Here is a 12,967-nt window from a genome sequence, read left to right as displayed (position 1 = left end):
AAGAACTCACTACCATGCAGAAGAAATCGATTTATGTAGCCTACACCGGCGGTACCATCGGTATGCAGCGCTCTGAAAACGGCTATATCCCTGTCTCCGGTCATCTTCAGCGTCAGCTTGCGCTGATGCCAGAATTCCACCGTCCGGAAATGCCTGACTTTACGATCCACGAATACGAGCCGCTGATGGACTCTTCCGATATGACGCCGGAAGACTGGCAGCACATCGCGGACGACATTAGAGCCCATTACGACCAGTACGACGGCTTTGTGATCCTGCATGGTACCGACACCATGGCCTTTACCGCCTCGGCGCTCTCCTTCATGCTGGAGAACCTCGGCAAGCCGGTAATCGTCACCGGGTCGCAAATTCCGCTGGCGGAACTACGCTCAGACGGTCAGATCAACCTGCTTAACTCCCTGTACGTTGCGGCGAATTACCCGATTAACGAAGTGTCGTTGTTCTTTAACAACCGCCTCTATCGCGGGAACCGCACCACCAAAGCCCATGCCGACGGTTTTGACGCCTTCGCCTCGCCAAACCTGCAGCCTTTGCTGGAGGCGGGCATTCATATCCGTCGTCTGGGAACACCGCCTGCGCCAAATACTGCCGGCGAGCTGATTGTGCATCCGATCACTCCGCAACCGATTGGCGTGGTCACCATCTACCCGGGTATCTCTGCGGATGTGGTGCGTAACTTCCTGCGCCAGCCTGTCAAAGCGCTGATTTTGCGCTCCTACGGCGTAGGCAATGCGCCGCAGAACGGCGAATTCCTGAAAGAGCTTCAGGAAGCCAGCGAGCGCGGGATTGTGGTGGTAAACCTGACGCAGTGTATGTCCGGTAAAGTCAACATGGGCGGCTATGCCACCGGCAACGCGCTGGCGCATGCGGGAGTAATCAGCGGCTTCGATATGACCGTTGAGGCAACGCTGACTAAACTTCACTATTTACTGAGTCAGGATCTGGATATTCAGTCCATTCGCAGCGCGATGATGCAAAACCTGCGCGGCGAACTGACGCCTGACGAATAAGGAGGTCTCATGAAGCAACGCGCCCTGCTCCTGGTCGATTTGCAAAATGATTTCTGCGCGGGCGGTGCGCTGGCCGTCGCCGAAGGTGACAGCACCGTTGACGTGGCAAACACGCTGATTGACTGGTGCAAAGCCCGCAGTGAAGCGGTTGTCGCGAGTCAGGACTGGCACCCGGCTAACCACGGCAGCTTTGCCAGCCAGCACAGCGTTGAGCCTTTCACTCAGGGTGAACTCGACGGATTGCCACAAACCTTCTGGCCGGATCACTGCGTGCAGCAGACGGAAGGCGCGGAGCTGCATCCGCTCCTGAATCAGAAGGGCATCGATGCGGTGTTCCATAAAGGTGAAAACCCGGCTATCGACAGCTATAGCGCGTTTTTTGATAACGGGCATCGCCAGAAAACAGCGCTGGACGCGTGGTTACGTCACCATGAAATCACGGAGCTGATTGTGCTGGGCCTGGCAACGGATTACTGCGTGAAGTTTACCGTGCTGGACGCGCTCCAGTTAGGCTATACCGTCAGCGTGATCACCGACGGCTGCCGCGGGGTGAACATTCAGCCGCAGGACAGCGCCCAGGCGTTTATGGATATGGCCGCGGAAGGCGCAACGCTGTATACGCTCGAAGACTGGCTGGAGACGCAGGCGTAAGCCTTTTTTAGCCGGGTGGCGCTGCGCTTACCCGGCCTACAAAACCAAAGAAAGTAGGCCAGTCGCCACCCGGCATTTCTTCCCCAATCCCCATAAAGTGAACTCCCTCGCATCCTCAGCGAAGCGGCAATGCTATTCTCGTCAGGTTGTTTTTTCGCCACGCCTTTTCTGTGGCGTGGTTGTTTTGTTTAGTCAAAGAGGAACTTGTATGAAACGTTTGCCCTTGCTGGCAGCATTGCCCTTGCTTTGCGCGTCACTTGCCTCAGCCAATTCCCTGATGTCCGTGGGCTACTTCAATGGGGGTGGCGATGTAACCGCCGGACCGGGTGGCGACATCAACAAATTAGACGTCCGCCAGATTACTCATCTGAACTACTCGTTTGGTCTGGTCTATAACGATGAAAAAGACGAAACCAACGCCGCACTGAAAGATCCGTCAAAGCTGCACCAGATCTGGTTATCGCCCAAAGTCGCCTCCGACCTCGCATTAATCCCTACCCTGCGTAAACAAAATCCGAACCTGAAAGTCCTGCTCTCCGTTGGCGGCTGGGGCGCGCGTGGCTTCTCTGGCGCAGCGGCAACCAAAGAGAGTCGCGCGGTATTTATCCGCTCCGCGCAGGAGATTGTCGACAAATACGGTCTGGACGGGATCGATCTCGACTGGGAGTATCCGGTAAACGGTGCGTGGGGACTGGTCGCAAGCCAGCCCGCCGACCGGGATAACTTCACCGCCCTGCTAAAAGAGATGCGCGCCGCCTTCGGGCACAAAAAGCTGGTTACCATTGCGGTAGGCGCCAATGCGGAAAGTCCGAAAAGCTGGGTGGATGTCAAAGCCGTCGCTCCCCTGCTCGACTACATCAACCTGATGACCTACGACATGGCGTACGGTACGCAGTACTTCAACGCCAACCTGTATGACTCCCGCGCCTGGCCGACGGTGGCCGCCGCGGACAAATACAGCGTGGATTTTGTGGTGAACAACTATCTGGCCGCCGGGCTGAAGCCGCAGCAGATGAACCTCGGAATCGGTTTCTATGGCCGCGTGCCAAAACGCGCGGTGGAGCCGGGCATTGACTGGACGAAACCCGATGCGCAAAAAAATCCGGCCACGCAGCCCTACTTCGGACCTCAGGAAATTGAGTTGTTCAGGTCACTCGGCTATGACCTGAGCAAAGATACCTATGTGAAGTACAACGATATCGTGAAGAAGCTGCTGAACGATCCGCAAAAGCGTTTTACCGAGCATTGGGATGAACAGGCAAAAGTGCCGTGGCTGTCGGTGAAAGGTGCCGATGGCAACGCGCTGTTTGCGATTTCGTATGAGAACCCACGCTCCGTTGCGATAAAAGCGGGCTATATAAAAGAGAAAGGTCTCGCCGGGGCAATGTTCTGGGAGTACGGTGCGGATGACGAAAACCTGCTAGCGAAGCAGCTGGCGGAGTCGCTCGGGATCCCGCACAAGTAGTGAGGCAATCAAGCCCTCTCCCCTGTGGGAGAGGGTTGGGTGAGCCTATCAACCCACGCCGTTATTGCATCTTCATCGTCACAATCGGCTTCGGCGTGATGCCAAAGTCCTCTTTCAGCTCACGCTTGCTCTTCATCACCATCTGACCCTGGGTGTCGATCGTCATGTGCTGCGCGTTGGTGTTATTGCGCGCCTGCCACAACATCACCAGCTGCAGGCTGTTCTCTTTTTGCTCCGGCGTCAGCGCGACGCCATCGGGCCATTTACCCAGCTCTACGGCGGTTACCAGACGCTGATAAATCTCCGGCGTCATGCCGTTAATCATGTCATCAATATTCAAAATCGTCCCCTTTCAAAGGAATAATTTGCTGAATCGTTTTTTCAACCCTTGATCTGGTCGCCGTTTTCGTCGTCAGTGAAGCTCATTGAAGCCGAATTCACGCAGAAACGCTCACCCGTTGGCTGAGGGCCATCCGGGAAGACGTGTCCCAGGTGCGCATCGCAGGTGCCGCAGCGAATTTCCGTGCGCACCATACCGTGCGACGAGTCGGTCAGGTAGCGGATTGCCTCATCGCTCACCGGCTCGAAAAAGCTCGGCCAGCCGCAGCCAGAATCAAATTTCGTTTGTGAATTGAACAGAGGGGCATCACAGACCAGGCAGTGGTAGACGCCGTCTCGCTTGTTGTGCAGTAAACGCCCGGTGAATGGCGGTTCCGTTCCGTGATTCTGCGTCACGTAAAACTGCATTTCTGTGAGGTTTTTTTTCAAATCATCAGGGTTACGTTGGTTCGACATATGCTTACATCTCGCTGTAGAAACAGACATCTTTTAACCCGGATTCTAACAAAACATTAACACCCTTGCGTGCACTTTTGATCTAAACTTATGTGTCGCGAAAAGGCGGTCAGGCAATTGTGATCATGTTCACATTTTTATCCTGCGAGGACTTTAAAATTCCGGGCGCAGCCCCCATTTGGTTGCAAGCTCAAAGGGAAAGTGAGGCGAGTCAGTCGCACAAACGTTAGTCACAGGATTGATTTGTCGCAATGATTGACACGATTCCGCTTGACGCTGCGTAAGGTTTTTGTAATTTTACAGGCAACCTTTTATTCACTAACAAATAGCTGGTGGAATATATGACTATCAAAGTAGGTATCAACGGTTTTGGCCGTATCGGCCGTATTGTTTTCCGTGCTGCTCAGAAACGTTCTGACATCGAAATCGTTGGTATCAACGATCTCCTGGACGCTGAATACATGGCGTACATGCTGAAGTACGACTCAACTCACGGTCGTTTCGACGGCACCGTTGAAGTGAAAGACGGCCACCTGGTTGTTAACGGTAAAACCATCCGCGTTACTGCTGAGAAAGACCCAGCTAACCTGAAATGGAACGAAATTGGTGTTGACGTTGTAGCTGAAGCTACCGGTATCTTCCTGACCGACGAAACCGCGCGTAAACACATCACCGCTGGTGCGAAGAAAGTTGTTCTGACTGGTCCTTCCAAAGACAACACCCCAATGTTCGTTCGTGGTGCAAACTTCGAAAAATATGCTGGCCAGGACATCGTTTCCAACGCATCCTGCACCACCAACTGCCTGGCACCGCTGGCTAAAGTTATCAACGACAACTTCGGTATCGTTGAAGGCCTGATGACCACCGTTCACGCTACCACCGCTACTCAGAAAACCGTTGATGGCCCGTCTCACAAAGACTGGCGCGGCGGCCGTGGCGCGGCTCAGAACATCATCCCATCTTCTACCGGTGCTGCTAAAGCTGTAGGCGTTGTACTGCCAGAGCTGAACGGTAAACTGACTGGTATGGCGTTCCGCGTTCCAACTCCTAACGTATCCGTTGTTGACCTGACCGTTCGTCTGGAAAAAGCTGCTTCTTATGAAGAAATTAAGAAAGCAATCAAAGCTGCTTCCGAAGGCGCAATGAAAGGCGTTCTGGGCTACACCGAAGACGACGTTGTTTCTACCGATTTCAACGGCGAAGTGTGCACTTCCGTGTTCGATGCTAAAGCAGGTATCGCACTGAACGACAACTTCGTTAAACTGGTATCCTGGTACGACAACGAAACCGGCTACTCTAACAAAGTACTGGACCTGATCGCTCACATCTCCAAATAAGTTGAGATGAGTGCTTGATCCAAAAAGGCGACTTCGGTCGCCTTTTTTATTTATAAGACAGAGGATTGCTTAATGATTAATAAAATTTTTGCACTTCCGGTAGTCGAACAACTTACCCCTGTGCTTTCCCGCCGTCAGATTGACGGTGCCGACGTTATCGTCGTTGACCATCCACGCGTGAAGGCCTCCGTGGCGCTGAACGGCGCTCACCTGCTCTCCTGGAAACCGGAAGGTGAAGCCGAAGGTTTATGGCTGAGCGATGCGACCTCTTTCAAAAAAGGGGCGGCTATCCGCGGTGGTGTACCGATCTGCTGGCCGTGGTTCGGCCCGTCCGCACAGCCGGGTTTGCCTTCTCACGGGTTTGCCCGTAACCAGCAGTGGACCCTGAAAGCGCATAATGAAGATGAAAACGGCGCAGTGCTGACCTTTGAGCTGCAGGCGAATGATGAAACCCGCGCCCTCTGGCCGCACGATTTCACCCTGTACGCCCGCTTTAAGCTGAGCAAAACCTGCGAAATCGAACTGGAAGCCCACGGTGAATTCGAAACCACCGCTGCCCTGCATACCTACTTCAACGTGGGTGATATCAGCGCAGTGAAGGTGAGCGGCCTTGGCTATACCTTTATCGACAAAGTAGATAACGCCAAAGAAGGTAAACTGAGCGACGGGGTACAAACGTTCCCTGACCGTACCGACCGCGTCTATTTGCACCCGGAAGCCTGCAGCGTGATCCACGACGGCGCGCTGAACCGTGGAATTGAAGTCGTTCATCATCATCACAGCGACGTAGTGGGCTGGAACCCGGGTCCGGCGCTTTCTGTCAGCATGGCCGACATGACGGATGAGGGTTACAAAACGTTTGTCTGCGTGGAAACCGCCTGCGTGAGCACCCCGCAAAAAGCGAGCGACGAAAAGCCGTCTCGTTTAGGGCAGACGATTAAAATCGTGAAGCGCTAAGGTATTTATCCTCCCCTGCTTCACTGCACCACACCAAAGCAAACGGGGCGCAAGCGCCCCGTTTTGATGCATAAATTGCACGATTTCAGTGCGCAATCAGAACTTGTAGGTCACACCGACAGAGAAAATGCCTGCCCATGATTTATCAACCATCGGGCTATCCTTCACTTCATCGCTCAAACGCTCATAGCGACCGGTACCGTATACGCTCCAGTCACCGAGGAAGTTGTAGCTCGCGGTCAGCTCCAGGTAGGGATCCCAGCCGTCATCAGCGCTATAGCTTTTCAGACCACTGCGGCGGGACTCGTTTTTAGACACGCCGTAATAGTAGTCGTTGTAGTTCTCGCTGTTGTACTGCACACCGATACCTGGCGTCAGGGTCAGCGCACCGTTGGTGTAGCGATATAACCACGCCAGATCCCAGATAAAGCCGTTGCTGTTATCCAGTGTATCACCCGCCAGAGCAGTTCGCAGGAAACCATACTGGGTGTTATGCACATACGAGAGACCCGCCATCATGGAGCTTTTGCGCTTGTCGAGCTGGCGAAGCGCATGGCTGTCGCTGTCTCCCGGCTTGAAGTGCGTTGGGTCGTAGTAGGCCATGATGGAGAGCTTATCGGCCGTATCGTTCCAGAGATAGTAGCCGCCGCCGAGCCCACGGAACCAGACGTTATCGCCTTCATAGGTGACAACGGGAACGGGATAAACATCGCGGTCATACTGTTTATACGGGCTGTTAATGACGCCAACGCCCGCACCAACCGTCCACTGACTTTCCGCCTGTGCGGTGCTCACTGCGGTCGCGGCAAGGATGCCCAATGCCAGAAGTTTGAGTTTGGTCACAATCCATTCTTTCCTGTAGTCAAATAATCAGCGGATGAAGTGTAACCGCCATTCCCGTACATCCCAAAATTTTTTGCCTGCTAATCAGTCTGATTAACCCGTTATTTTTAACTTTTCAGATGACAGCCCACTTTCATTTATATGACCACTGTATGAAAAAGGTGCTTTTGGCTTAGAACCACAGTGGAAATTTTTGGATGAGTTATTGATATGTCATTGAAAGTAGATTTTATCGGCATGCAAGTTTTGCAAATGCCATCTACGCTTTAATTTAAGAAGAGTTTTCCTGAACACCCTGCGGTTCTTAGCGTCTGACCTGGCACACAGGTTGCTGCTCTGGCAGTGAGGTGCGAGAGATTCTCTTCCGGGAGCCTCCACTACTCATACGAACGGCTCTTATCCTGTGCTAAAAAAACGAAAGGACGGCATGCCATGAATATATTCGATCACTATCGCCAGCGCTATGAAGCTGCCAAGGACGAAGAGTTCACACTGCAGGAGTTTCTTACCATCTGTCGGCAAGATCGCAGTGCCTATGCCAATGCGGCAGAACGGCTATTGATGGCTATTGGTGAGCCAAACATGGTTGATACTGCCCTGGAACCCCGGCTTTCCCGTCTCTTTTCGAATCGGGTAGTCGCCCGATACCCGGCGTTTGAAGAGTTCTATGGTATGGAAGATGCCATCGAACAGATTGTTTCCTATCTGAAGCATGCCGCTCAGGGTCTGGAAGAGAAGAAACAGATCCTCTATTTACTCGGTCCGGTGGGTGGCGGTAAATCCTCGCTGGCTGAACGCCTGAAGTCGCTGATGCAGCGCGTCCCTATCTATGTACTGAGCGCTAACGGCGAGCGCAGCCCGGTGAACGACCATCCGCTGTGCCTGTTCAATCCGCAGGAAGATGCGCAAATTCTTGATAAAGAGTATGGCATCCCGCGTCGCTATCTCGGCACCATCATGTCACCGTGGGCGGCTAAACGTCTTCACGAGTTTGGTGGCGATATCACCAAATTCCGCGTGGTGAAAGTCTGGCCATCTATCCTCGAACAGATCGCCATCGCCAAAACAGAACCCGGTGATGAGAACAACCAGGACATTTCGGCCCTGGTGGGTAAAGTCGACATCCGTAAGCTGGAAAACTTCGCGCAGAATGACCCGGATGCCTACGGTTATTCGGGTGCCCTGTGCCGCGCTAACCAGGGGATTATGGAATTCGTCGAGATGTTTAAAGCACCGATCAAAGTGCTGCATCCTCTGCTGACGGCTACTCAGGAAGGGAACTACAACGGGACGGAAGGTATCTCCGCCCTGCCGTTTAACGGAATTATTCTCGCCCACTCGAACGAATCTGAATGGGTGACCTTCCGCAATAACAAAAACAATGAGGCCTTCCTTGACCGTGTTTACATCGTCAAAGTGCCTTATTGCCTGCGGATCTCCGAAGAGATCAAAATTTACGAGAAACTGCTTAATCACAGTGAGCTGGTGCATGCTCCCTGCGCGCCGGGCACCCTGGAAACGCTGTCTCGCTTCTCCATCCTTTCGCGTTTGAAAGAGCCGGAAAACTCCAGCATCTACTCTAAAATGCGCGTCTATGACGGTGAGAGCCTGAAAGATACCGATCCGAAAGCGAAGTCGTACCAGGAATACCGCGATTACGCCGGGGTCGATGAAGGGATGAACGGTCTGTCCACGCGTTTCGCGTTTAAGATCCTCTCCCGCGTCTTTAACTTCGACCATGCGGAAGTGGCGGCCAACCCGGTTCATCTGTTCTACGTGCTGGAGCAGCAAATCGAACGCGAGCAGTTCCCGCAGGAGCAGGCTGAACGCTACCTTGAGTTCCTGAAAGGTTACCTGATCCCGAAATACGCTGAGTTCATTGGCAAAGAGATCCAGACGGCCTACCTGGAATCCTATTCAGAATACGGGCAGAACATTTTCGACCGTTATGTCACCTACGCTGACTTCTGGATCCAGGATCAGGAGTACCGCGATCCGGATACCGGCCAGCTGTTTGACCGTGAATCCCTGAACGCGGAGCTGGAAAAAATCGAGAAGCCTGCCGGGATCAGCAACCCGAAAGACTTCCGTAACGAGATTGTGAACTTCGTCCTGCGCGCCAGAGCGCATAACAACGGACGCAATCCGAACTGGACCAGCTACGAGAAACTGCGCACGGTCATTGAGAAGAAAATGTTCTCCAATACCGAAGAACTGCTGCCGGTGATCTCGTTTAACGCCAAAACCTCAACCGATGAGCAGAAAAAACACGACGATTTTGTCGACCGTATGATGGAAAAAGGCTACACCCGCAAACAGGTTCGCCTGCTCTGCGAATGGTATCTGCGCGTGCGTAAATCGTCTTAAAACAAGTGCCCGGTAGCGTTTAGCGCTTGCCGGGCCTACAAAATGCAAGTTGGCAAATGCAGTACGGGGGGTATATGACCTGGTTTATTGACCGGCGTCTTAACGGCAAAAACAAGAGCACGGTGAACCGCCAGCGCTTCTTGCGTCGTTATAAAGCGCAAATTAAACAGTCTATCTCCGAGGCCATCAACAAACGCTCGGTGACCGACGTCGACAGCGGCGAGTCTGTCTCCATCCCCACCGATGACATCAGCGAACCGATGTTTCATCAGGGGCGAGGCGGCCTGCGCCATCGCGTACACCCAGGTAATGACCACTTCGTTCAGAACGACAGAATCGAGCGTCCTCAGGGCGGCGGCGGTGGTTCAGGAAGCGGTCAGGGACAGGCCAGCCAGGACGGTGAAGGTCAGGACGAATTTGTCTTCCAGATCTCGAAAGACGAATATCTCGACCTGTTGTTTGAAGACCTGGCGCTGCCGAATCTGAAAAAGAATCAGCATCGTCAGCTAAATGAATATAAAACCCACCGCGCGGGCTATACCGCAAACGGCGTGCCCGCCAATATCAGCGTCGTGCGTTCATTGCAGAATTCCCTGGCGCGACGCACGGCCATGACGGCAGGTAAACGTCGTGAACTGCGCGAGCTGGAGAGCAGTCTGAAGGTTGTGGAAAACACGGAGCCGGCGCAACTGCTGGAAGAGGAGCGCCTGCGTAAAGAGATTGCAGAGCTGAGGGCGAAGATCGAACGGGTCCCGTTTATCGACACCTTCGACCTGCGCTACAAGAACTACGAAAAACGTCCGGAACCCTCCAGCCAGGCGGTGATGTTCTGCCTGATGGACGTTTCCGGCTCAATGGACCAGGCCACCAAAGACATGGCGAAGCGTTTTTATATTCTGCTCTACCTGTTCCTGAGCAGAACCTATAAGAACGTGGAGGTGGTTTATATCCGCCACCACACCCAGGCGAAAGAGGTGGATGAACATGAGTTCTTCTACTCGCAGGAGACCGGTGGGACCATCGTATCAAGCGCCCTGAAGCTGATGGATGAAGTGGTGAAAGAGCGTTACGACCCGTCGCAGTGGAATATTTATGCTGCGCAGGCGTCGGATGGCGATAACTGGGCCGACGACTCACCGCTGTGTCACGACATTCTGGCGAAGAAAATCCTGCCGGTAGTGCGTTACTACAGCTATATCGAAATCACCCGTCGCGCACACCAGACCCTGTGGCGGGAGTATGAACATCTGCAGTCGATGTTCGATAATTTTGCCATGCAGCATATCCGTGACCAGGATGATATTTATCCCGTGTTCAGGGAGCTGTTCCACAAGCAATCTGCCACCAGCAATGCATAATCCCACAGCCAGCGAACTCGCTGGCTGTTCTCTTTCGACCCCGTTCATCCCGTGCTAATGTAGCAAGCTGCATACTGGATTATCACCGGGAAAATCGTTATGACTGACGACGTTATTGGAACAGGAACCCACCAGCAACTGATTACCTTACTCACCGAGCAGGGCGCACGCTTTCGCGTCATGGAGCACGAGGCGGTCGGGAAGTGCGAAGCGGTGAGTGAAATTCGCGGGACCGACCTGCGGCAAGGTGCAAAAGCCCTGGTCTGCAAAGTGAAGGGTAATGGCGTAAAAAAACACGTGCTGGCGATCCTGGCCGCCGATCTGCAGGCCGATCTCAGCCACCTTGCCAGCCATTTTGGTGGGCTAAAAGCCTCTCTCGCCAGCCCGGCCGAAGTCGATGCCCTGACCGCCTGCGTTTTCGGCGCTATCCCGCCCTTTAGCTTCCATCCTGATTTGGCGCTGGTTGCCGACCCGCTGCTGTTTGAGCGCTTTGACGAAATCGCGTTTAACGCCGGCCTGCTGGAGAAATCCGTGATTATGGATACCCAGGACTACCTGCGAATCGCCCGTCCCGAGCTTGTGACATTCCATAAAGCGTAACCGCGATGACGGGCGTTTCTGTCAGCCCTTTCTATCCAGAAACAGCACGGAGGCGACGAGAATAACGGCAATAGCGAAAAACGATGAGGAGATAATCAGCGTTTCAACAAACATGTGATCGTTCATGACGGCGACCCCTTTTGCGGTATCTGCCTTTGTTTTAATCCGCGTAAATGACAAGGTTATGACAGCGATAAAATCTTTTTAAAACTGTCCTGCGCCGTTTTTCCGCGTACAGTAATCAGGTTGATTATTTTGGCAAGGATTCCCTATGTTTGACCCTACTCTGCTCATTCTTCTGGCACTCGCCGCGCTCGGCTTTGTCAGCCATAACACCACCGTCGCCATCTCGATTCTGGTGCTGATTATTGTTCGCGTGACCCCGTTAAATACCTTTTTCCCGTGGATAGAAAAACAAGGCCTCACCATCGGGATCATCATTTTAACCATTGGGGTAATGGCGCCCATCGCCAGCGGCACGCTTCCCGCCTCAACGCTGCTGCACTCGTTTGTAAACTGGAAATCGCTGGTGGCGATCGCGGTGGGGATTTTCGTCTCGTGGCTGGGCGGACGCGGCGTGACGCTAATGAGCAGCCAGCCCTCGCTGGTGGCGGGTCTGCTGGTGGGTACCGTGCTGGGCGTCGCGCTCTTTCGCGGCGTTCCGGTGGGCCCGCTGATTGCGGCAGGCCTTGTCTCTCTGTTTATTGGGAAGTCGTAGTCAGGCTGGCCATATAACGCGCCGGTGTCTGACCCAGCCCCTTCTTAAACATGGTGATAAACGCGGTGGTAGAGTCATAACCCAGTGACTGTGCCACCTGCTGTACCGATTTCCCGCCAATCAAATGCTGTAGCGCCACAATCAGCTGCAGCTGGTGCCGCCAGCGGCGAAAGCTTAAGCCGGTCTCTTTCACCACCAGCCGTGCCAGGTTGCGTTCGCTCATGGCAAAGTGGCTCGCCCACTGCGCCAGCGTCTGCCAGGCCGCGGGCTCTTCCGCCATTTTTTCGCTCATCAGCCGGATTTTTGGATGGGGCGAGACGGGCAACTGCAGATGCTCCTGGCGCTGGAGCGGCAGCTCGTCAAACAGGACGTCCACCAGGCGCGATGTTGCCGCAAGAGAGAGCTGTTCACGCGATTTTTCCGCGAGCGATAAAATCAGTTCCCGCACCAGGGGGGAGATTTTCAGGGTGCAGCAGCGCTCGGGCAAGCTGGCAGCTCCCGGTTCAATGAACAAAAAGCAGAGCTGCGCACCCGGCGTAGCCCTGTTGCTGTGCGGCATTTGGCCGGGGATCCAGACGGCGTACTGGGGCGGTACCATCAGCATGGCATTTTCCACTTCACAGGTGATCGCACCGCCAAGGGCCAGAATCAGCTGCCCCTTACGGTGATGATGCCGGGGAATATATTGTTCCTCCGCCACCACGCGGATGCGAAATGCGACGGCCGCATCATGCTGGCTATCAGGATCGTAGCCGTCCAGTCCAAGACCAATCATCAGGTTGTCCGATATTAGCGATAAACTGTCATTTTAGCCTGATTTCAACCGCTGAGAAAATCGGTATTGT

At 53.9% G+C, this 12,967-nt stretch carries 14 protein-coding genes; 9 read left to right on the top strand and 5 right to left on the bottom strand.

Going from position 1 to position 12,967, the window contains the following annotated elements; all coding sequences use genetic code 11:
- Positions 1 to 14: 14 nt before the first annotated feature.
- The 3 genes from ansA to PYW49_RS00620 all read left to right on the top strand — a co-directional run bounded on the left by ansA (position 15) and on the right by PYW49_RS00620 (position 3,147).
- A complete protein-coding gene (ansA, locus tag PYW49_RS00630) occupies positions 15 to 1,031 on the top strand; it encodes an asparaginase (RefSeq protein WP_320385334.1) in 1,017 nt (338 codons plus the stop codon).
- A 9-nt stretch (positions 1,032 to 1,040) separates the two neighbouring features.
- A complete protein-coding gene (gene pncA, locus PYW49_RS00625) occupies positions 1,041 to 1,682 on the top strand; it encodes a bifunctional nicotinamidase/pyrazinamidase (RefSeq protein WP_320385333.1) in 642 nt (213 codons plus the stop codon).
- Positions 1,683 to 1,890: 208 nt separating this feature from the next.
- Positions 1,891 to 3,147 carry a glycoside hydrolase family 18 protein gene (locus PYW49_RS00620; protein WP_320385332.1) on the top strand — a complete coding sequence of 419 codons (1,257 nt, stop codon included), beginning with the start codon at positions 1,891 to 1,893 and terminating at the stop codon, positions 3,145 to 3,147.
- Between the two features lie 61 nt (positions 3,148 to 3,208).
- Here the strand turns inward: PYW49_RS00620 and PYW49_RS00615 are convergent, their stop codons facing one another.
- Together PYW49_RS00615 and msrB are read right to left on the bottom strand one after the other, a co-directional pair.
- Positions 3,209 to 3,487 carry a YeaC family protein gene (locus PYW49_RS00615; protein WP_320385331.1) on the bottom strand — a complete coding sequence of 93 codons (279 nt, stop codon included), beginning with the start codon at positions 3,485 to 3,487 and terminating at the stop codon, positions 3,209 to 3,211.
- Between the two features lie 41 nt (positions 3,488 to 3,528).
- The gene (msrB, locus tag PYW49_RS00610; RefSeq protein ID WP_320385330.1) at positions 3,529 to 3,942 is read right to left on the bottom strand and encodes a peptide-methionine (R)-S-oxide reductase MsrB; all 414 of its coding nucleotides are present in this window, start codon (positions 3,940 to 3,942) and stop codon (positions 3,529 to 3,531) included.
- Positions 3,943 to 4,283: 341 nt separating this feature from the next.
- Here msrB and gapA point away from each other — a divergent pair, with 341 nt between their 5' ends.
- Entirely contained in the window at positions 4,284 to 5,279 is a 996-nt protein-coding gene (gene gapA, locus PYW49_RS00605) for a glyceraldehyde-3-phosphate dehydrogenase (protein WP_010430074.1), read from the top strand.
- A 72-nt stretch (positions 5,280 to 5,351) separates the two neighbouring features.
- Positions 5,352 to 6,236, top strand: coding sequence for a D-hexose-6-phosphate mutarotase (locus PYW49_RS00600; RefSeq protein ID WP_134349920.1), 885 nt, complete (start codon positions 5,352 to 5,354; stop codon positions 6,234 to 6,236).
- Between the two features lie 96 nt (positions 6,237 to 6,332).
- On the opposite strand, the gene PYW49_RS00595 is transcribed toward PYW49_RS00600, so the two are convergent.
- Positions 6,333 to 7,079, bottom strand: coding sequence for a MipA/OmpV family protein (locus tag PYW49_RS00595; RefSeq protein ID WP_134349919.1), 747 nt, complete (start codon positions 7,077 to 7,079; stop codon positions 6,333 to 6,335).
- A gap of 432 nt (positions 7,080 to 7,511) precedes the next feature.
- Here PYW49_RS00595 and yeaG point away from each other — a divergent pair, with 432 nt between their 5' ends.
- The 3 genes from yeaG (at position 7,512) to PYW49_RS00580 (ending at position 11,404) form a co-directional block, all read left to right on the top strand.
- Positions 7,512 to 9,446: a protein kinase YeaG gene (gene yeaG, locus PYW49_RS00590; protein ID WP_008500713.1), complete on the top strand. Its 1,935-nt coding sequence runs from the start codon at positions 7,512 to 7,514 to the stop codon at positions 9,444 to 9,446.
- A gap of 74 nt (positions 9,447 to 9,520) precedes the next feature.
- Complete coding sequence (locus tag PYW49_RS00585) at positions 9,521 to 10,804, top strand: YeaH/YhbH family protein (RefSeq protein ID WP_134349918.1); 1,284 nt, start codon at positions 9,521 to 9,523, stop codon at positions 10,802 to 10,804.
- A 99-nt stretch (positions 10,805 to 10,903) separates the two neighbouring features.
- Positions 10,904 to 11,404: a YbaK/prolyl-tRNA synthetase associated domain-containing protein gene (locus PYW49_RS00580; protein WP_320385329.1), complete on the top strand. Its 501-nt coding sequence runs from the start codon at positions 10,904 to 10,906 to the stop codon at positions 11,402 to 11,404.
- Between the two features lie 21 nt (positions 11,405 to 11,425).
- Here the strand turns inward: PYW49_RS00580 and yoaI are convergent, their stop codons facing one another.
- Positions 11,426 to 11,530, bottom strand: coding sequence for a small membrane protein YoaI (yoaI, locus tag PYW49_RS00575; protein WP_134349917.1), 105 nt, complete (start codon positions 11,528 to 11,530; stop codon positions 11,426 to 11,428).
- 145 nt (positions 11,531 to 11,675) lie between these two features.
- On the opposite strand from yoaI, the gene PYW49_RS00570 reads away from it, so the two are divergent.
- Positions 11,676 to 12,122 (top strand): DUF441 domain-containing protein, encoded by a 447-nt coding sequence (locus PYW49_RS00570; protein WP_024908579.1) that lies wholly within the window; start codon positions 11,676 to 11,678, stop codon positions 12,120 to 12,122.
- Here the strand turns inward: PYW49_RS00570 and PYW49_RS00565 are convergent.
- Complete coding sequence (locus PYW49_RS00565; protein ID WP_320385328.1) at positions 12,106 to 12,897, bottom strand: AraC family transcriptional regulator; 792 nt, start codon at positions 12,895 to 12,897, stop codon at positions 12,106 to 12,108. The genes PYW49_RS00570 and PYW49_RS00565 overlap by 17 nt on opposite strands.
- Positions 12,898 to 12,967: the final 70 nt, after the last annotated feature.

This window comes from Enterobacter chinensis, assembly GCF_034008295.1.
Taxonomy (GTDB): domain Bacteria; phylum Pseudomonadota; class Gammaproteobacteria; order Enterobacterales; family Enterobacteriaceae; genus Enterobacter; species Enterobacter chinensis.
This window is presented reverse-complemented; position numbering and strand designations above follow the sequence as displayed.

Bases quoted from the DNA above. Each gene is read 5' to 3' on its own strand.
- PYW49_RS00600 (WP_134349920.1), top strand. From the start codon at position 5,352: ATGATTAATAAAATTTTTGCACTTCCGGTAGTCGAACAACTTACCCCT.
- PYW49_RS00570 (WP_024908579.1), top strand. From the start codon at position 11,676: ATGTTTGACCCTACTCTGCTCATTCTTCTGGCACTCGCCGCGCTCGGC.
- yoaI (WP_134349917.1), bottom strand. From the start codon at position 11,530: ATGAACGATCACATGTTTGTTGAAACGCTGATTATCTCCTCATCGTTT.
- PYW49_RS00585 (WP_134349918.1), top strand. From the start codon at position 9,521: ATGACCTGGTTTATTGACCGGCGTCTTAACGGCAAAAACAAGAGCACG.
- gapA (WP_010430074.1), top strand. From the start codon at position 4,284: ATGACTATCAAAGTAGGTATCAACGGTTTTGGCCGTATCGGCCGTATT.
- PYW49_RS00580 (WP_320385329.1), top strand. From the start codon at position 10,904: ATGACTGACGACGTTATTGGAACAGGAACCCACCAGCAACTGATTACC.
- PYW49_RS00620 (WP_320385332.1), top strand. From the start codon at position 1,891: ATGAAACGTTTGCCCTTGCTGGCAGCATTGCCCTTGCTTTGCGCGTCA.
- PYW49_RS00565 (WP_320385328.1), bottom strand. From the start codon at position 12,897: ATGATTGGTCTTGGACTGGACGGCTACGATCCTGATAGCCAGCATGAT.
- yeaG (WP_008500713.1), top strand. From the start codon at position 7,512: ATGAATATATTCGATCACTATCGCCAGCGCTATGAAGCTGCCAAGGAC.
- ansA (WP_320385334.1), top strand. From the start codon at position 15: ATGCAGAAGAAATCGATTTATGTAGCCTACACCGGCGGTACCATCGGT.
- pncA (WP_320385333.1), top strand. From the start codon at position 1,041: ATGAAGCAACGCGCCCTGCTCCTGGTCGATTTGCAAAATGATTTCTGC.
- msrB (WP_320385330.1), bottom strand. From the start codon at position 3,942: ATGTCGAACCAACGTAACCCTGATGATTTGAAAAAAAACCTCACAGAA.